14 protein-coding genes are annotated in these 18,595 nt (G+C 63.0%); 10 read left to right on the forward strand and 4 right to left on the reverse strand.

Going from position 1 to position 18,595, the window contains the following annotated elements:
- Window positions 1–36 precede the first annotated feature (36 nt).
- From cobA to AC1DCM_RS21145, 3 genes are all read left to right on the forward strand, one after another.
- Window positions 37–1,314 carry a uroporphyrinogen-III C-methyltransferase gene (cobA, locus tag AC1DCM_RS21135; RefSeq protein ID WP_477519595.1) on the forward strand — a complete coding sequence of 426 codons (1,278 nt, stop codon included), beginning with the start codon at window positions 37–39 and terminating at the stop codon, window positions 1,312–1,314.
- Between the two features lie 36 nt (window positions 1,315–1,350).
- Window positions 1,351–2,817, forward strand: a complete 1,467-nt coding sequence (locus AC1DCM_RS21140; RefSeq protein WP_477519596.1) for an FAD-dependent oxidoreductase — start codon at window positions 1,351–1,353, stop codon at window positions 2,815–2,817.
- Between the two features lie 80 nt (window positions 2,818–2,897).
- Complete coding sequence (locus AC1DCM_RS21145; RefSeq protein WP_477519597.1) at window positions 2,898–4,277, forward strand: MBL fold metallo-hydrolase; 1,380 nt, start codon at window positions 2,898–2,900, stop codon at window positions 4,275–4,277.
- An 89-nt stretch (window positions 4,278–4,366) separates the two neighbouring features.
- On the opposite strand, the gene AC1DCM_RS21150 is transcribed toward AC1DCM_RS21145, so the two are convergent.
- The 3 genes from AC1DCM_RS21150 to AC1DCM_RS21160 form a co-directional block, all read right to left on the reverse strand.
- Window positions 4,367–5,047: a FadR/GntR family transcriptional regulator gene (locus AC1DCM_RS21150; RefSeq protein WP_442016474.1), complete on the reverse strand. Its 681-nt coding sequence runs from the start codon at window positions 5,045–5,047 to the stop codon at window positions 4,367–4,369.
- The gene (locus tag AC1DCM_RS21155) at window positions 5,044–6,324 is read right to left on the reverse strand and encodes an MFS transporter (RefSeq protein WP_442016473.1); all 1,281 of its coding nucleotides are present in this window, start codon (window positions 6,322–6,324) and stop codon (window positions 5,044–5,046) included. Before AC1DCM_RS21155 ends, AC1DCM_RS21150 begins: the two co-directional genes overlap by 4 nt.
- Window positions 6,325–6,397: 73 nt before the next feature.
- Window positions 6,398–7,840 (reverse strand): PucR family transcriptional regulator, encoded by a 1,443-nt coding sequence (locus tag AC1DCM_RS21160; protein WP_477519598.1) that lies wholly within the window; start codon window positions 7,838–7,840, stop codon window positions 6,398–6,400.
- Between the two features lie 146 nt (window positions 7,841–7,986).
- On the opposite strand from AC1DCM_RS21160, the gene AC1DCM_RS21165 reads away from it, so the two are divergent.
- Window positions 7,987–9,417: a gamma-aminobutyraldehyde dehydrogenase gene (locus AC1DCM_RS21165; protein ID WP_431116058.1), complete on the forward strand. Its 1,431-nt coding sequence runs from the start codon at window positions 7,987–7,989 to the stop codon at window positions 9,415–9,417.
- A gap of 46 nt (window positions 9,418–9,463) precedes the next feature.
- Window positions 9,464–10,819: a 4-aminobutyrate--2-oxoglutarate transaminase gene (gabT, locus tag AC1DCM_RS21170; protein WP_477519599.1), complete on the forward strand. Its 1,356-nt coding sequence runs from the start codon at window positions 9,464–9,466 to the stop codon at window positions 10,817–10,819.
- A 286-nt stretch (window positions 10,820–11,105) separates the two neighbouring features.
- On the opposite strand, the gene rarD is transcribed toward gabT, so the two are convergent.
- A complete protein-coding gene (rarD, locus tag AC1DCM_RS21175; RefSeq protein ID WP_477519600.1) occupies window positions 11,106–12,221 on the reverse strand; it encodes an EamA family transporter RarD in 1,116 nt (371 codons plus the stop codon).
- A gap of 128 nt (window positions 12,222–12,349) precedes the next feature.
- Here rarD and AC1DCM_RS21180 point away from each other — a divergent pair, with 128 nt between their 5' ends.
- From AC1DCM_RS21180 to AC1DCM_RS21200, 5 genes are all read left to right on the forward strand, one after another.
- On the forward strand, window positions 12,350–13,798 hold the full coding sequence (locus tag AC1DCM_RS21180; protein ID WP_477519601.1) for an FAD-dependent oxidoreductase: 1,449 nt from the start codon (window positions 12,350–12,352) through the stop codon (window positions 13,796–13,798).
- A 158-nt stretch (window positions 13,799–13,956) separates the two neighbouring features.
- The gene (locus AC1DCM_RS21185; protein WP_477519602.1) at window positions 13,957–15,318 is read left to right on the forward strand and encodes a GAF domain-containing protein; all 1,362 of its coding nucleotides are present in this window, start codon (window positions 13,957–13,959) and stop codon (window positions 15,316–15,318) included.
- Between the two features lie 122 nt (window positions 15,319–15,440).
- A complete protein-coding gene (exaC, locus tag AC1DCM_RS21190) occupies window positions 15,441–16,964 on the forward strand; it encodes an acetaldehyde dehydrogenase ExaC (RefSeq protein WP_477519603.1) in 1,524 nt (507 codons plus the stop codon).
- Between the two features lie 33 nt (window positions 16,965–16,997).
- The gene (adhP, locus tag AC1DCM_RS21195; RefSeq protein WP_477519604.1) at window positions 16,998–18,020 is read left to right on the forward strand and encodes an alcohol dehydrogenase AdhP; all 1,023 of its coding nucleotides are present in this window, start codon (window positions 16,998–17,000) and stop codon (window positions 18,018–18,020) included.
- Window positions 18,020–18,454, forward strand: coding sequence for a DUF779 domain-containing protein (locus tag AC1DCM_RS21200; protein ID WP_477519605.1), 435 nt, complete (start codon window positions 18,020–18,022; stop codon window positions 18,452–18,454). Before adhP ends, AC1DCM_RS21200 begins: the two co-directional genes overlap by 1 nt.
- Window positions 18,455–18,595: the final 141 nt, after the last annotated feature.

Raw genomic sequence — 18,595 nt, forward strand, 5'->3', positions numbered from 1 at the left:
TTGAAGCATGTTACGGACCCGCCCTACAGTTTTTTTATGGCAATACAGGACATTTACCCCACGGCATTGCGGCTGCTCGGCCGCCCGGTGCTGGTTGTGGGCGGCGGGCCCGTCGCGGAGCGCCGTGCCAAGGGACTGCTCGACGCCGGTGCGAAAGTTACCGTGGTCGCTCCCGTTGCCTCCGAAAACCTCCGCGGACTCGCCCACGCCGGACTCCTCACCTGGGAGCCGCGCGAGTACCGCACGTCAGACCTCGACGGCGTCTGGTTCGTTCAGACCGCCACGGGCACCGCCGCTGTGGACACCGAGGTAGCAGCCGACGCCGAAGCGCAGCGCATCTGGTGCGTCAACGCCTCGGACCACGAGTCCTCAGCTGCCTGGACGCCCGCAGTGGCCGTGGTGGATGACGTCAAGATCGCCATCAACGCAGGGGGAGACCCTCGCCGCGCCATGGCGCTCCGCGATGCTGTTGCCACTGCACTGGAAACCGGAGACCTGCCGCTTCGCCGTCACCGCAAGCCGGACGCTGCCGGCAAAGCGCCTGCTGGTTCTGTTGCGCTGGTTGGCGGCGGCCCTGGCGACTCGGGACTCATCACAGTCCGGGGTCGACGCCTGCTGGGCCAGGCCGACGTCGTGGTTGCTGACCGTCTTGGCCCGCGTGAGCTGCTCAAGGAACTGGCTCCCGATGTCCGCGTGATCGAGGTCGGCAAAACGCCGGGCCATCACCCGGTGCCGCAGCTTGAGATCAACCGGATCCTCGTGGACGAGGCCCTTAAGGGCAACCGCGTGGTCCGCCTCAAAGGTGGCGACCCCTATGTCCTGGGCCGCGGTGGCGAGGAAGCAGAGTTCTGCCGGCAGAACGGCGTCGAGGTTGAAGTGGTGTCCGGTGTGACGTCGGCGATTTCGGTTCCTGCCGCTGCCGGTATCCCCGTCACGCATCGCGGTTTGGCCAAGGGTTTCAGCGTCGTGACCGGTCACGAAGAGCTTTCCGAGGTCCCCGCCCGGCCGGATCACACTGTGGTTTTGCTCATGGGTGTGGCTCAATTGCGCGATTCCGCAGCCGCCCTGGCTGGCTCGGGTCTGCCTTTGGACACTCCAGTAGGTATCGTTGAGAACGGGTATTTGCCGGATCAGCGCGTCACGATCGGCACGTTGGGATCCATCGCGGACCAGGCTGAGGCCGTCGGCGTGGCCAATCCCGCCGTCATCGTGATCGGCGATGTTGTCCGTGTCAGCCCCTTCGCCCCACAGCATTTCAAGACCGCTGACTACAGGACGATTACCCCCAACCGTCCCCGCGTCCGCAGTAACTGAGTCCGCACCAACTGAACAAGAAGAAGGAACACAGCCGTGTCAATTAGCACTCCCGTAGGTTCTGCGGACCGTCCGCTTCGCGTCGCCGTCATCGGCTCCGGCCCTGCCGGCGTGTACGCAGCGGACATCCTGACCAAGAGCGAGGCCGTCAAGAGCGGCGAACTCAACGTCAGCATCGACCTCTTTGACCGCTACCCGGCACCGTATGGCCTGATCCGTTATGGCGTCGCTCCGGACCACCCCCGCATCAAGGGCATCGTCAATGCCTTGCACAAGGTCCTGGACCGCGGCGACATCCGCTTCTTTGGCAACGTTGACTACGGCACGGACATCTCCATCGAGGACCTCCGCAAGCACTACGACGCCGTCATCTTCGCCACTGGCGCCATCAAGGACGCGGACCTGAACATCCCGGGCATCGAGCTCGAGGGTTCCTTCGGCGGCGCTGACTTCGTCTCCTGGTACGACGGACACCCGGACGTTTCCCGCGAATGGCCGTTGGACGCCAAGGAAATCGCAGTCCTCGGCAACGGCAACGTGGCCCTCGACGTCGCCCGCGTCCTGTCCAAGCACGCCGACGACCTCCTGGTCACCGAAATCCCTGACAACGTCTACGCCGGCCTGAAGAATTCCCCGGTCACCGATGTTCACGTCTTCGGCCGCCGCGGCCCGGCGCAGGTGAAGTTCACCCCGCTGGAACTCCGCGAACTCTCGCACTCCAAGGACGTAGACATCATCCTCTACGCCGAGGACTTCGAATTCGACGAAGAGTCCGATCGCCAGGTCCAGACGAACAACCAGACCAAGACCATGGTTGGCACGCTCACCAACTGGATCGCCGAGCAGCCCGAGGACCTCTCCGAGCTCACGGCTTCGCGTCGCCTCCACCTGCACTTCCTGCACAGCCCGGTTGAGATCGTTGACTCCCCGGAAACTCCGGGCAAGGTTGCCGGCATCAAGTTCGAGCGCACCGAGCTGGATGGCACGGGCAACGCCCGCGGCACCGGCGAGTTCGTCGACTACCCGGTCCAGGCCGTGTACCGCGCCATCGGCTACTTCGGTTCGGCCCTGCCGGACGTCGAGTTCGACCACAAGAAGGGCGTCGTGACCAACGACGGCGGCCGCGTCCTTGACTCCGACGGCCAGCACGTACCGGGCCTCTACGCGACGGGCTGGATCAAGCGTGGTCCGGTCGGCCTCATCGGTCACACCAAGGGCGATGCCCTTGAGACCGTGACGTACCTTCTGGAGGACCGCGAAAACCTGCCGTTGGCCGAAGTTCCCGCGGCAGACGCCGTCGTGGATTTGCTCGACTCCCGCGGCGTGCAGTTCACCAGCTGGGAAGGCTGGCTGGCCCTGGACGCCCACGAGCTCGCGCTCGGCGCAGCAGCCACCGAGGCTGGCGGCTCCCACGGTGTTGAGGTCACGCGTGAGCGCATCAAGGTTGTGCCGCGCGAGGACATGGTCAACATCTCCCGCGACGGCGTGGCAGCCGAAGTCTAATCTCAACGCGGGGTCACTTATGCACCTTTCCGGGCTTCCGGATGGTGCTTAAGTGACCCCGCGTTGCTTTAACCTGAGGTATGGACGTCGTCGTCATCGAAACACCCCAGTTGGGGGACCGGAGCTACCTGGTGCATGACGGCCGTGTGGCCTTGGTGATCGACCCACAGCGGGACACGGATCGGATAGAAGCAGCCGCTGTTGAGGCTGGCGTCCGGATCACCCATGTGGCCGAAACCCACCTGCACAACGACTACGTCACTGGCGGTTTGCTGCTTGCCCAAGCGCACGGTGCCGCATACCTGGTCAATGCCGACGACCACGTGGAGTTCACCCGCGTTCCCGTCACGGATGGACAGGTGCTTCACGTCGGCCGGCTTTCCGTCTCCGTAGTTGCGACGCCTGGCCATACGCACACACACCTCTCGTACGTCGTCCGGGAGGACGCGCACGACGGCGGCCCTGAGGCTGTGTTTTCCGGTGGCAGCTTGCTCTACGGTTCAGTCGGGAGAACGGACCTAGTCTCGCCCCAGGACACCGCGATGTTGGCTCACGATCAGTATTCATCGGTCCGGCGACTCGTGGATTTGGCACAACCCGAGGCGTTTCTCTATCCAACACACGGCTTCGGTTCCTTTTGCTCCGTGGGGCCCTCCAGCAAGGTGAAGGCATCGACCATTGGCGAGCAAGCCGCCGCCAACCATGCCCTCACGGACCCCGACGAGGACCATTTCGTGGCCCAGTTGTTGGAGAACATCACAGCCTACCCGGCCTACTACGCACACATGAGCCCCCTCAATGCGGCCGGGCCCGGTGTGCCGAACCTGGAAGTACCTGATTCTGTGGACGCCGCAGAGCTGGGCCGGCGTTTGGGCGAGGGGGAGTGGGTGGTGGATCTGCGACACAGAGTGGCCTTCGCGGATAGCCATCTCCGGGGAAGCGTGAGCTTCGAGTATGGCAGGGGCGATAACTTCACCAGCTACCTCGGCTGGGTGATCCCTTGGAATCAGCCGCTTACCTTGCTGGGCCCGTTGGATGAGGTGGAGAAGGCGATCCGCGATCTGGCGAGGATTGGCATCGATAGTCCGGATGCCGCCGTCGGGCCTGAAGCGGGTGGTTCGGATATCGGTGCCTTGGCACCTGACCATCCACGGGCGAGCTACGAGCACGGGGACTGGGCTGCACTCTTCAAAGACCGGGAGCCTGAGGACGTGGTGCTGGACGTTCGCCGCCCGGAGGAATACAAGGCCTCGCACGTCAAAGGAGCCCTCAACATTCCGGTCTACGAGTTGCTCGGCAGGACCACTGAGTTGCCGGACGCCAGGATCTGGGTGCACTGTGCCACGGGGTACCGGGCGAGTGTCGCAGCGAGTCTCCTGGACCGGGCGGGACGGGACGTTGTCCTGATCGACGCGAGGTTCAAGGACGCGGCTGGGGTGGGAATCGAGACCGTGCCTTGAGACGTTGCTGCCCCGCTAAGCCGTGGTAGGGCAACAACGGATGAGCGGGTTGGCAACGACTTAGCGGCCTGGCGACGACTAACGAAGGGCTACCGCGGGGTCTTGTCGGCGCAGAAATCGAGGTTCCGGTAGACGCTCTGGACGGCGGCGTCGGGATCGTGGGCTTCCAGCGCATCCACCAGTTCGTCGTGGCCTTCCCGGGGGATACCGTTGAAGCCTTCCTTGCGTTGCTGGCGGAGGAGATCGTTGTGGAAGACCCCGCCAAAGGAGACATAGAGCTGATGCAGCAGCGGGTTTCCAGAAGCCAGGGCAACGCGTTCGTGGAATTCCCAATCGGAGCGCGCCCAGGTGGGGTAGTCCTCGGACTGCCAGGCGTCATGGCGCAGGGCCAGGAGGCGGCGCATCTCTGCGAGGTCTTCGACAGTTGCGTGCTTGGTAGCAAGCCGGGCCGCCTGGGTGTCCAAGCCAAGCCGCACTTCAACGATGTGTTCCTGGGTGTGCTCCAAGTACATTCGCTGGGCCGCGCCGGACATCTCACTGTTTGCACGCACGTACGTGCCGTCACCCCGGCGAACTTCGAGCATGCCCGAGTGCGCCAATGCCTTGATGGCCTCGCGGAGGGTTCCCCGCGAAACACCCAGGCTTGCCATGAGTTCAGGCTCTGCCGGGATGCGCTCCTGGAGCGGCCATTCGCCTGATTTGATCATGTCCCGCAGCTTGGCGGTGATCTCCTCGGCGAGGGCCGGGCGATGCGAAGGGGTTAGGGTCATGCTGTCCTCGGTCCGGTCTTTGTGGCAGTGCGCTTGCTCGTAAGCATGTGGCAAGTAACCATGAGCGCCACCGCCACGATGGACAGCAAGCTCAAGGGCAGCGCCCAGCCGCCGGTTGCGCTGTGGAGCAGCCCCATGCCAAAGGGGCCAATTGCCGCAATCAAGTATCCCAGTGATTGGGCGATCGTGGAGAGCGCGGTGGTTTCCGCCGTCGACCGTCCGCTGCGGCTGATGATTACCAGGACCAGCGGGAAGATCCCCAAGCCGAACCCAAAGAGCACGGCGGAAATGAACGCCAGGGAGGTCGGCAACCAGATCATCGCAGCAATGGCAACCAGCGTCGAGCTGCTGGCGAGGTAGAGGGCAGGCCGCAGCATTCCGGGCCTGGAACCGAAGGCAAGCAGGATCATGCCGGCGGCCACGGAGACCAACTGCATGACGCCAAACTGCAGCCCGCTTTCCGAGGCACTGAGGCCCTGGGACGTGAGGATGTAGGCGAACCAGCTCATCACGGCGTAGGCGAGGAAGGCCTGGAAGGTGAAGATGGCCGTGATCAGGATGCCCAGGCGGGTGCGTAGCAGGGGCCACATGGATACGCGCGGACGGTCCGTCTTAGTGGAGTTCCGGTGCGAGTGCAGGACCACCGGCAGGAAGCCGAGCAGCGCTGCGACACCCAGGATGCCCCAGGCAGCAAGGCCCATCGATGGCGAACCGAGCTGCTGCGCCAAGGGAACGCTCACGGCAGCCGCGAAGGTAGCGCCACCGGACATTGTGAAGGTGTAGAGGCCGGTCATCATGGAGGTGCGGTCCGAATAGTGCTCGCGAATGAACGACGGCATGGCCACGTTGCACACTGCAAGGCCGGACATCGCCAGAACTGTTCCGCCGAGCAGCGCACCGGTGGCTGGAACGCCACGCACCAGCAAGCCTCCAGCCAGCAGGGCCAGGGCGATGGCGATAGCCTTCTCGACACCCACGCGACGGGTCAGCCACGAGGTCCCCATCCCTGCAACCGCGAAGCACAGCAGCGGAATCGAGGGCAGGATTGACGCCACTAAGGCCCCGTAGCCCAGTACTTGCTGCAGCTCGTGGAAGAGCGCTGCGGCGCTGGTGATTCCGGCGCGAAGGTTCAGCCCAATAAGCACTACGGCAATGATGCCGACGACGGCGACGACGCGCGTCTTGGGGACTGCCAGTCGCTGGTTTGTTGCCGGGGCAGCAGTGGCAATCGTAGGGATGTTTCCTGTGGTGGGGTTAAGAGGGGTCGTCGCAGCCATATGTAAAGGTTAGACGTTTGACGTCTAATGTCTAGGCTTTTGTGGCGAACCTCTCTGTACGAGCTCGCAGGGCCTACCGCGGATTGCGCGAACCCAGACGCTGCACCGCCAAGGCGAGCCAAAGCTGCACACGATCCTGGGTTTGCGACGGGTCGTAGCCAGTCAGTTCGGTGATCTGGGCCAGCCGGTACCGCACGGTGTTGCGGTGCAGGGTCAGGGATTCGGCGACGGCCGCGACGGACCCATTGTGGTTCAAGTAGCTTTCCAGCGTGGCTACGAGTTCAGAGCCGTGGGCAGCGTCGAACTTCCTCAACGGCGTGAGCGATTCGCTGGCCATGTCGGCCAACGGAACGTCCTCGCTCGCCAGCAGGAGGGACGTCAGGCTCAGCCGCTCGGGCTCGTTGACGGGTAAGCCGTGCGCCACGGCGTCGCGCGCCTCAAAGTAGCTCCAGCGCAGGCCGTTCGGCTTCGTATAGGCGCCGCCGATTCCGATCACTGCATGGATCCCGGCCTCCTGCAGGTGGTCGCTCAGGCTCTTGGCCAAGGCTGCCGCGGAGCTGCCGTCGTCGGTGATGACCGTGACCAGGTCCTTCCCGACGACGGCGCTAACGCCGGCTTCCAGCGCCTGGGGCAGGGAGATGCTTATCAGTTGTTTGTGGTGTGCCGTGGACTCTGCCACGAGCACCACGTTCTTCCGGGTGCTGTTGATTCCAACGCCAGCCAGGCGGCGGGCGGCCTCTATGGTTTCCAAGGTCCCGTGGATGACGTCGTCAAGAACCTGCCCGGCCATGGCGCGCTGGGCCTGGCGCTGCTTGACCATGTTGTTGAGCTCCACGCTGATGAGGTTCTGCGCGTAGCTCACAATCCCCGAGTCCATGAATGGCTGCCGCAACCACAGCGTGCAGGCGTCCCTGCGGCCGGTGGGAATCGGGTACGAAGCCCAGCCGTCCGCCGTCGGGGCCGGTTTCCCGGGAACGCTGTTGTAGAGCTGCGCGCTGAACTGGGTGAGCACAACATCAGTGCGCAGCATGCTGCCCAACTGTTTCAGGAGCTCGCCCAGGCCGCCGCCGGTAAGGAGTGACCGGGCCAGGATCTGGTGTCCGGCCAGTAGCCGTTCCAGGTTTGAGTAGTGGTCCGCTGAGTGTGACTCGGCAACGAGCTTCCCGATCGCGATAAAGGGAATCTCGTAAGGCACTTCAACCAGGGGCAAGCCCCAACGGTTGGCTTCGGCGATGAGCGCCTCAGGAACGGATTCGTGCGTGAGGCCGATGCCAAAACCGATGCCCACCGCACCGGCCCGCTGGACCTGCCGGACGAATCGGCGCTGGTCGGCGGCGCTCTTCAGGCGCAGGCCCGTGGTGAGGACCAATTCCCCGCCGCTGAGGAAGCGCTGTGGATCCTCCAGCTCCGTCACGGCCACCCAACTGATGTCCTGGTTCCAGGTTGTTTCCGCGCTACCCGTTTTGCGGAGCTTCAAGGATGGGAGAGCGACGAGCGAGGAGAGGGACATTGCCATGGTTACAAGCGTAACCCGGCGCTGGTCAAGCGCACTAAGGACGGTATGCCGGTGTGTGCAGCTGACTATTCCGTGGACCCCTTCGCTGGCATAGGCTCTGATCAGCTAAAACCCATGCCCCAGACACCGAAAGAGGGTTGCACGCCGTGGTTCAAACCTTGCAGAACTTCATCAATGGCGAATTCGTTACGCCGGCAGGTACGGGTCTCCTGGACATCGTGAACCCCACTAACGGGGAGATCGTTGCCAAGTCGCCGATTTCGGTGCAGGCCGATGTTGACGCCGCCATGACCGCAGCCAAGGAAGCCTTCAAGACGTGGAAGCACGTCACGCCCGGCCAGCGCCAGCTCATGCTGCTCAAGCTCGCCGACGCCGTGGAGGCCAACAGCGACGAACTCGTTGACGCCCAGCACCGCAACACCGGCCAGGTGCGGTCCCTGATCGCTTCCGAGGAAGTTGCCGCAGGCGCAGACCAGCTCCGCTTCTTCGCCGGTGCAGCACGCATCATGGAAGGCAAGTCCGCAGGCGAGTACTTTGAGGGCCACACCTCCTATGTTCGCCGCGAACCGATCGGCGTCGTAGCCCAGGTTGCCCCGTGGAACTACCCGTTCCTGATGGCTATCTGGAAGATTGGCCCCGCACTTGCAGCCGGCAACACCGTTGTTCTCAAGCCCTCGGACACCACCCCCGAATCGACTTTGGTCCTGGCTCGCCTCGCCGGCGAGATCTTCCCCGCCGGCGTGCTCAACGTTGTGCTCGGCACCGGCGAAACCGGTGCGATGATGGTTGACCACAAGGTTCCCGGCCTGGTGTCCATCACAGGTTCTGTCCGGGCAGGCATCGCCGTCGCAAGCGGCGCAGCCAAGGGCCTCAAGCGCGCACACCTGGAACTTGGCGGCAAGGCTCCGGCCATTGTCTTCAAGGATGCCGACATCAAGAAGAGCGCAGCGGCCATCGCCGAGTTCGCGTTCTTCAACGCGGGCCAGGACTGCACCGCCATCACCCGCGTGCTGGTGGAGGACTCCGTCCACGATGATGTTGTGGCAGCAATGGTGGAGCACACCAAGACCCTGCACACCGGTTCCCAGAACGACGAAGAGAACTACTTCGGCCCGCTGAACAACGTGAACCACTTCAACGCCGTCACCTCGGTAGTGGAGCACCTCCCGGCCAACTGCAAGATCGAAACCGGCGGCCACCGCGCAGGCGAGAAGGGCTTCTTCTTCGAGCCCACCATCATCTCCGGTGCCAAGCAGACTGACGACATCGTGCAGAAGGAAACCTTCGGCCCGGTCATCACGGTCCAGAAGTTCAGCACCGAAGCCGAAGCGCTCGAGCTGGCCAACGACGTCGAATACGCCCTGGCATCCAGCGTCTGGACCACCGACCACGGCACGGCCATGCGCATGAGCCGCGACCTGGACTTCGGTGCGGTCTGGATCAACACCCACATCCTCCTGACGGCAGAGATGCCCCACGGCGGTTTCAAGCAGTCCGGCTACGGCAAGGACCTCTCCATGTACGGCGTTGAGGATTACACGCGCATCAAGCACGTGATGTCTGCGCTCGACGCATAACGCGTTCGCGTAACCCGTACGAATTTCCCAGAAAGGCAACCACCTCATGACCACTACCGCGAACGAACTCTCGTACCGCATCGAGCAGAAGCGCAACATCAACGGCGCCTTCCCCGGCCCCAAGTCGCAGGCACTGGCCGAGCGTCGCGCCGCCGTCGTTGCTGCCGGCGTCGCCTCGGGCGTTCCCGTTTACGTTGAAGACGCCGACGGCGGCATCATCCGCGACGTCGACGGCAACTCCTTCATCGACCTCGGCTCCGGCATCGCCGTGACCAGCGTCGGCGCGTCCGATCCCGCCGTCGTCGCCGCTGTCCAGGAAGCTGCTGCGCACTTCACGCACACCTGTTTCATGGTGACCCCGTACGAGGGTTACGTAGCTGTGGCCGAGCAGCTCAACCGCCTCACCCCGGGCGACCACGCCAAGCGCACCGTGCTGTTCAACTCCGGCGCCGAGGCCGTGGAGAACGCCGTCAAGGTTGCACGTCTGGCTACCGGCCGCGACGCAGTGGTTGCTTTCGACCACGCCTACCACGGCCGCACCAACCTGACCATGGCACTCACCGCCAAGGCCATGCCGTACAAGACCAACTTCGGCCCGTTCGCGCCCGAGGTCTACCGCATGCCCATGAGCTACCCGTTCCGTGAAGAGAACCCGGAGATCACCGGTGCCGAGGCCGCCAAGCGCGCCATCACCATGATCGAGAAGCAGATCGGTGGGGACCAGGTTGCCGCGATCATCATCGAACCCATCCAGGGTGAGGGTGGCTTCATCGTCCCGGCAGAAGGTTTCCTCCCGGCACTGTCCGCATGGGCCAAGGAAAAGGGCATCGTCTTCATTGCCGACGAGGTCCAGTCCGGTTTCTGCCGCACGGGCGAATGGTTCGCCGTCGACCACGAAGGTGTTGTCCCGGACATCATCACCATGGCCAAGGGCATCGCCGGCGGCCTCCCGCTGTCCGCCATCACGGGCCGCGCGGACCTGCTCGACGCCGTTCACCCGGGCGGCCTCGGCGGCACCTACGGTGGCAACCCGGTTGCCTGCGCAGCCGCCCTCGCTGCCATCGACACCATGGAACAGCACGACCTCAACGGCCGTGCCCGCCACATCGAAGAGCTCGCCGTGGGCAAGCTCCGCGAATTGGCCAGTGAAGTTTCCGTCATTGGCGACATCCGTGGGCGAGGCGCCATGCTGGCTATCGAGCTCGTTCAGGCCGGTTCCACGGAACCGAATGCTGAGCTCACCAAGGCCGTTGCTGCCGCCTGCCTCCAGGAAGGCGTCATCATCCTGACCTGTGGCACCTACGGCAACGTGATCCGCCTGCTTCCGCCGCTCGTGATCAGCGATGAGCTGCTCATCGACGGCCTCGAGGTCCTCGCTGCAGCCATCAAGGCCAACGCGTAACTCTCTACGCTTGTTTGGGAGGAGGGCCGGGGTTTTCCCCGGCCCTCCTTGTGCGTTAACGGGCAGCGTGCCGAGTTCGCCGGAACACGTCCCATTCGCTGGAGGTTTACATACGTTCCGGCACTGTTCCCGCGTTCTCGCGTGTGGACCAGCCGAACGCACGACGGCGGTGCGCGCCGCGAGTTCGCCGGAGCGCGTCCTATTCGCTGGAGGTTTCCATACGTTCAGGCACTGTTCCCGCGTCCTCGCGTGAACCAGCCGAACGCACGACGTCGGTACCGCCGGGCTACGCTCCTGCAGCGGCCGCGATCCGGGCCTTCTTCTTCAGCGACGAGTTCTTCTTCGCTGTGCGCAGCATGTCCACCGTGAGCACCAGCAGGGCGAGCCACACCACGCAGAATCCGATCCAGCGGGCCGTGGTCATGGTCTCGTTGAAGACGGCCAGCGCCACGATGAACTGAAGAATCGGTGCGAAATATTGGAGAAGGCCGATGGTGGTCATGGGCAGGCGACGGGCTGAGGCCCCGAAGAAGACCAGCGGCACTGCGGTGATGATGCCGGATGCCAGGAGCAACCAGAAATGTCCAGGCCCCAGTGCGGTGAGGGTTGCAACCCCGCTTGCGCCCAGGACAATCATGGTGACGCCTGCCAAGGGGGCAAGGACCACTGTTTCCACGGAAAGGCTGGTAAGCGCATCAACCTTCGGACCGACGCGCTTCTTGACGAACCCGTAGAGGCCGAAGCTGCAGGCCAGGATTAGCGCGATCCAGGGAAGCTGGCCGTAGGAAAAGGTCAGGACGCCCACCGCGATGAAGCCGATGCCGACTGCTGCCCATTGGAGCGGCCGCAACTTCTCCTTGAGGACGAATACGCCGAGCAGGACCGATACCAATGGGTTGATGAAGTATCCAAGGGACGTTTCAACGGCGTGCCCTGTAGTGACGCCGAAGGTGTAGGTGAGCCAGTTGATGGCTATCAGTCCGGCTGCCAAGGCCAGCGGCCCAAAGACTGAGCGGTCCTTCACGGCTGCGCCAAAGACACGCCAGGCCCGCGTGACCGTGATCAGCAACGCACAGAAGATCAGTGACCAAACGACGCGGTTGGCGACGATTTCGATGGCGCCCGCCGGTTGAAGCGCGAGGAAGTACAGCGGAAGCAGTCCCCATAAACTGTATGCGCCAATCCCAAAGAGGATTCCCGCCGTCGACTCGCTCCAGACCGGCTTTCGCCCGCGGGTCCCGCCGCCAGAGGTCCCGCCGCGCGTGCTCCCGCCAGAGGCATGAAGTTCACTGCTGGACGCACTCGCAGTCGGGGGCTGGTTGGAAGTGGACGAGTTTGCGGTGATCTGCTCGGGTGTCGACACAATGTCGCCAACACCAAAAGGGGTCGCAATATTCCGCAATATTGGTATCAATCACCTGATTTCGTGTGACTCCCGCCATATAGGACGCCGGGTGCAGGGTGGACATCTAGAATTGGAATCTGCGCGCCCCAACAACGGCGTGGCTTACTGCTTCGGAAGGGCTTACGGTGTCCAACTCAGCCGCAACCACCCCCAAACGTCCGCTTCGCGTCGCCATCGTGGGCGCCGGTCCCGCCGGCGTGTACGCCGCCGACATCTTGACCAAGTCCAATGAGGTCAAGGACGGGGACGTGGAGGTCAGCATCGATCTCTTTGAGGCGTACCCTGCGCCCTACGGGCTGATCCGCTACGGTGTGGCGCCGGATCATCCCCGCATCAAGGGCATCGTCAACGCCCTGCACAAGGTGTTGGACCGCGGCGACATCCGCTTCCTTGGCAACGTGACCTACGGCCGGGACCTGACCCTTCACGATTTCCGAGCTTTCTATGACGCCGTGATCTTCTCCACGGGTGCCATCAAGGACGCGGACCTCAACATCCTCGGCATCGGGTTGGACGGTTCCTTCGGCGGAGCCGATTTTGTTTCCTGGTACGACGGACACCCGGACGTTCCCCGCGATTGGCCATTGGATGCCAAGGAGATTGCGGTCATCGGCAATGGCAACGTTGCCCTTGATGTTGCTCGCATGCTGGTCAAGCACCCCGATGAACTGCTGGTCACCGAGATCCCGGAAAACGTGTACGAGGGGTTGAAGAAATCGCCCGTTACCGACGTCCACGTGTTTGGACGCCGCGGTCCTGCACAGGTGAAGTTCACTCCGCTGGAATTGCGGGAGCTGTCCCACTGCAATGACGTAGACATTGTGCTGTACCCGGAGGACTTCGAGTTTGATGAAGCCTCCGATGAGGCAATCCGGACCAATAACCAGATCAAGACCATGGTCAACACGATGACCAACTGGCTGGTGGAGGAACACGCGGAATCCGAGCAGCCATCCTCGCGCCGTCTGCACTTGCACTTCCTGCACAGCCCGGTGGAAATCCTGGACTCGCCGGAAACTCCCGGCAAGGTTTCCGGCATCAAGTTCGAGCGCATGCAGCTGGACGGAACCGGCAACGTCAAGGGCACCGGTGAATTCGTGGAGTACCCGGTGCAGTCCGTATACCGCGCGATCGGTTACCACGGCTCGCCGCTTGAGGAGTTGCCGTACGACGCCCGCCGCGGTGTCATACCGAACGACGGCGGTCGCGTCCTGGATGCCGACGGCAAGCCCGTGCCGGGAATCTACGCCACCGGCTGGATCAAGCGTGGACCTGTAGGCCTGATCGGTCATACCAAGGGCGATGCCCTGGAGACCATCGGCTGCCTCCTGGAAGACCGGCTCACGTTGCCTCCAGCAGAGAACCCGGATCCGCAGGCCATCATCGATCTCCTTGAGGAACGCGGCATCGAATACACCACCTGGGAGGGGTGGAACCGGCTGGATGCGCACGAGGCTGCCCTCGGTGCCGCATGGTCCAAGTCAGAGTCCGAATCCGGCAACGGCAATGGCGTGATCCGGGAACGCATCAAGGTAGTCCCGCGTGAGGAAATGATCCAGATCTCGCGCGGCTGACCCCTGCGATTGTGTACGCTGACGCCCTAAATCACCCTAAATCGGCTTCGCAAAAGGCGTCAGCTGTACACAAACTCCGTTCGTAGAACTAGACTTTCGGGTACCGTGCCGCCAGCACATGCACATCGCGCTGTCATTGCGGACTACCAGGGAGTTCGATGAGGAATCCAATCCATCCGCCTGCTCCGGGCAGCGAAGCCGGAAGGCTGCTGCAGAAGCGCGCCTTGGCCGCCCATGAAAACCTGGGAAGCCACGAACAACTGGACATGCTGCGGGCCGGGACTCCGGAGGAAATCTCCGGCCTCCGGCGTTTGGTGCGTGAGTCCTGGCAGCGTTCAGCCAGCCTGCAGGCCAATCCCGATGTCCCCGAAGCGCCGCTCGCGATGGACCGTGACGAACTGGAGGACTACCGCAGGCAACACCCGCTGGCTGCGATCATGCCGGTGATCAGGAAGTTGCTGGTCCAGCCCAGCCATGACAGCGGGTTGCTCGTGGCGGTGGGGGACGACGTCGGGCGGCTTTTGTGGGTGGATGGCGATCCGGTCATGCAGCGCAGGGCCGAGGGGATGATGTTCGTTGCCGGCGCCGATTGGTCCGAAGCCTCAGTGGGTACAAGCGCTCCCGGGACGGCGCTTGCCCTGGATCGCAGCATCCAGATCTCCGGTGCCGAGCACTTCAAGAGATCAGTTCACCCCTGGAGTTGTACCGCTGTTCCCTTCCATGATCCCGATTCCGGTGCCGTGCTGGGCGTCGTGGACATCACTGGAACGGAGACCGCGGTGGCCCCGCACACGGTATCCCTGGTGGAAGCAACCGTTGCGGCCGCACAGGCGCAGTTGCGCATCGAACGTCTCCAGCTCGCCGCTGCCGTCCGGGACAAACCACGACGCCGAAGCTCAGCTTCCGCTTCCAGCCACACTCTGTACCGGAATAGCCTGCAGTTGTTGGGCCGCGATCAGGCCCTTCTCAGCATTGATGCCCGGACGGTTTCCCTGTCCGCCCGGCACAGTGAAATCCTGGCTATCCTCTGCAGCCAACCTGCCGGCCTGAGCGCTGATGACCTTTGCGCGCAGCTATACCCGGGAGACGGCTCGGCTGTTACGTTGCGGGCCGAAATGGTTCGCCTGCGCAAAGTTCTCCATGAGCTCAGCCCTGGGGCAGTTCCCGAATCGAGGCCCTACCGTTTGCCTGTCGAGTTGCTTCCCGATTCGGGCCAGGTGCTCAGTTGTCTGCAGCGCGGTGCGCATCGGATTGCGTTGGAGATCTACAAAGGCGCCGTCCTGCCGCGGTCGGAGGCGCCCGGCGTCGTGCAGTTGCGTGAGCGGGTTTCGCATCTGTTGCGGGAAGCGCTGCTCAGTGACGGCAGTGTCGATTCGCTCCTGAAGTACGCTGAGCTGCCCGAGGCGAAGTACGACGTCGAACTCCGCCTTGCCGTCCTGAAGCTGCTGCCGCCGCGCTCACCCAAGCGGGCCGCCGTCGTGGCTGACCTTGAGCGGATCGAAACGGAACTGACGGCCTGAACCACGCGCCTGAACCAACCGCGTGAGCTGACTCACATGGTTGCAACGTAGCTGCAACCTGCCCGCTCCTAGGCTCGAATCAATGGCGACAGCCACCGTGATTCGCAGCAAAGGAGCTAGCAATGACCGTTTATGCACAGCCGGGTGCCGAGGGTTCGAAGGTCACCTTCAAGGACCGGTACGAGAACTGGATTGGCGGGGAGTGGGTTGCTCCCGTCAAGGGCGCCTACTTCGAAAACATCACGCCCGTCACAGGCAAGGCTTTCTGCGAAGTTGCCCGTGGCACGTCCGAGGACATCGAACTGGCACTCGACGCCGCGCACAAGGTCGCGCCTTCATGGGGCAAAACGTCAGCCACGGAACGCGCCGCGATTCTGAACAAGATCGCGGACCGCATAGATGAGAACGTAGAGCTGCTCGCGGTTGCCGAGACGTGGGACAACGGCAAGCCCGTCCGGGAGACACTCAACGCGGACATTCCCCTGGCAGCCGATCACTTCCGCTACTTCGCCTCCGCTGTCCGTGCCCAGGAGGGCCACCTTTCGCAGCTCKATGAGGACACCACCGCCTACCACTTCAAGGAACCGTTGGGCGTGGTGGGCCAGATCATCCCCTGGAACTTCCCCATCCTCATGGCCGTGTGGAAGCTGGCCCCCGCGCTTGCCGCAGGTAACGCCGTCGTGCTTAAGCCAGCCGAGCAGACGCCAACATCGATCCTGGTACTGATGGAATTGATCGGCGACCTGCTGCCCGCGGGTGTAGTGAACGTGGTCAATGGTTTCGGCGTGGAAGCCGGAAAGCCGCTGGCTTCCAGCCCCCGTATCCGCAAGATCGCCTTCACGGGCGAGACCACCACGGGCCGGCTTATCAGCCAGTACGCGTCCAACAACCTCATCCCGGTCACGCTGGAACTTGGCGGCAAGAGCCCCAACATTTTCTTCGACGACGTCGCAGCCCAGAACGACGCTTTCTACGACAAAGCACAGGAAGGCTTCACGCTCTTCGCCTTCAACCAGGGCGAGGTCTGCACCTGCCCGTCACGTGCTTTGGTCCAGGAGGGGATTTACGACTCCTTCATGGCTGACGTCGTAGCCCGCACCAACAAGATCATCCAGGGCAACCCTCTGGACACGGAAACCCAGATCGGTGCCCAGGCTTCCAACGACCAACTGGAGAAGATCCTCTCCTACATCGACATTGGAAAGCAGGAGGGCGCCAAGGTCCTCACGGGCGGCGCACGGGCAGAGCTTTCCGGAGACTTTGCCGGCGGCTACTACGTCCAGCCCACGATTTTCGAAGGCCACAACCGGATGCGGATCTTCCAGGAGGAGATCTTCGGCCCTGTGGTCTCCGTGACCAGGTTCAGCGACTACAACGACGCCATCGGCATCGCCAATGACACCCTGTATGGCCTGGGTGCCGGCGTTTGGTCGCGCAACGGAAATGTCGCCTACCGCGCGGGCCGGGAAATCCAAGCCGGCCGCGTGTGGGTCAATAACTACCACGCCTACCCGGCCGGTGCGGCCTTCGGTGGCTACAAGTCCTCAGGCATTGGCCGTGAAAACCACGCCATGATGCTGGACCACTACCAGCAGACCAAGAACCTGTTGGTCAGCTACAACGAGAACAAACTCGGCTTCTTCTAAACCCTTATGTTCATCGATCAAAGGAGATCGTCAATGTCGACAACCATGCAAGCAGCAGTAGTTACTGAGTTCGGAACCGACCTTAAGGTCATGGACGTGGAAAGGCCGACGCCGGGTCCCGGCCAAGCGCTGGTGCGCCTGATCACGTCGGGGGTATGTCATACCGACTTGCACGCCGCCGAAGGTGACTGGCCGGTCAAACCAACACCTCCGTTCATTCCCGGCCATGAGGGAGTGGGTGAAGTGGTGGCCCTGGGCGAAGGGGTAACGGACGTTGCCGTGGGCGATCTTGTTGGCAACGCCTGGCTGTGGTCTGCCTGCGGAGATTGCCAGTACTGCCGTACTGGGTGGGAAACGCTGTGCGAGTCCCAACAGAACGGTGGCTACAGTGTGGACGGCTCGTTTGGCGAGTACATGTTGGTGGATACGCGTTTTGCAGCCCGCATCCCGGAGGGCTCGGATCCCGTGGAGGTTGCTCCGGTTTTGTGTGCTGGAGTCACCGTCTACAAGGGCTTGAAGATGACCGAAGCCAGGCCTGGCCAGTGGGTCACGATCTCCGGAATCGGCGGATTGGGACACATTGCCGTCCAGTATGCGGTAGCCATGGGACTTCGTGTGGCCGCCGTGGATATTGCCGACGACAAGCTGGCGTTGGCCAGGGAACACGGCGCTGAACTAACGGTCAATGCTCTGCATGAGGATCCAGCCGAGGTCATCCAGCGCGAAACTGGCGGCTGCCACGGTGTCCTGGTGACGGCCGTGCACCCTTCTGCCTTCGGGCAAGCAATCGGAATGGCCCGCCGTGGCGGAACCATCGTCTTCAACGGGCTTCCTCCGGGTGACTTCCCGGCGCCGATTTTCGAGATCGTCCTAAAGGGACTCACTGTCCGGGGATCGATTGTGGGCACCCGCCAGGATCTTGAGGAAGCGTTGGAGTTCTACGCACAAGGCAAGATCAAGCCAACGGTCTCCACCCGCGAGCTGTCCGAGGTCAACGCGGTCTTTGACGAGATGAAGCACGCCAAGATCGATGGCCGAGTGGTTCTGAAGTTCTGATGGACAACCCCGTGTTGGAAGCCGCGGTGACACTCTCCGGAGAGAACTTTTCCCGGGTGGCGCTCACCGCGGCCTCCGTCGAACTATTGCGGAAGCTCTGGGAGCAGCATGGGCCGCTCATGTTCCACCAATCGGGTGGGTGCTGCGACGGTTCCGCTCCCATGTGCTATCCGGCGGGGGAGTTCCTCACCGGTGATTCGGATGTCCTCCTGGGCCGGTTCGACCTCAATGCAGACTTCGCAACTGGAACTGGCCAGGAGCCAAAGCCTCTCGAGTTCTGGATGTCCAGGGAACAGTTCGCCTACTGGTCCCATACACATCTCACTGTTGACGTGGTCCCAGGCCGGGGAAGCGGCTTCTCTGTCGAGTCCCCGGAGGGGAAGCGGTTCCTGATCCGCTCCACGATCATGGACTGGGATGTCCCAGGTGTTTAGTGGTGTGACGGGGGCTACTCGCTTCCGTCACACCAGTCACAGCAGTAACGCCGACTCGGGGACCGTCTCACTATCTGGGATAAATATGGCCGTCCACTGACCGGACACTATTCTTGATGAGTCCTATACCACCCCCATCCA

This window comes from Paenarthrobacter sp. 10N417 (assembly GCF_056394745.1).

Coding starts and splice junctions, on each gene's coding strand:
- cobA (WP_477519595.1), top strand. CDS start 37: ATGGCAATACAGGACATTTACCCCACGGCATTGCGGCTGCTCGGCCGC.
- AC1DCM_RS21145 (WP_477519597.1), top strand. CDS start 2,898: ATGGACGTCGTCGTCATCGAAACACCCCAGTTGGGGGACCGGAGCTAC.
- AC1DCM_RS21150 (WP_442016474.1), bottom strand. CDS start 5,047: ATGACCCTAACCCCTTCGCATCGCCCGGCCCTCGCCGAGGAGATCACC.
- AC1DCM_RS21155 (WP_442016473.1), bottom strand. CDS start 6,324: ATGGCTGCGACGACCCCTCTTAACCCCACCACAGGAAACATCCCTACG.
- AC1DCM_RS21160 (WP_477519598.1), bottom strand. CDS start 7,840: ATGGCAATGTCCCTCTCCTCGCTCGTCGCTCTCCCATCCTTGAAGCTC.
- gabT (WP_477519599.1), top strand. CDS start 9,464: ATGACCACTACCGCGAACGAACTCTCGTACCGCATCGAGCAGAAGCGC.
- AC1DCM_RS21185 (WP_477519602.1), top strand. CDS start 13,957: ATGAGGAATCCAATCCATCCGCCTGCTCCGGGCAGCGAAGCCGGAAGG.
- adhP (WP_477519604.1), top strand. CDS start 16,998: ATGTCGACAACCATGCAAGCAGCAGTAGTTACTGAGTTCGGAACCGAC.
- AC1DCM_RS21200 (WP_477519605.1), top strand. CDS start 18,020: ATGGACAACCCCGTGTTGGAAGCCGCGGTGACACTCTCCGGAGAGAAC.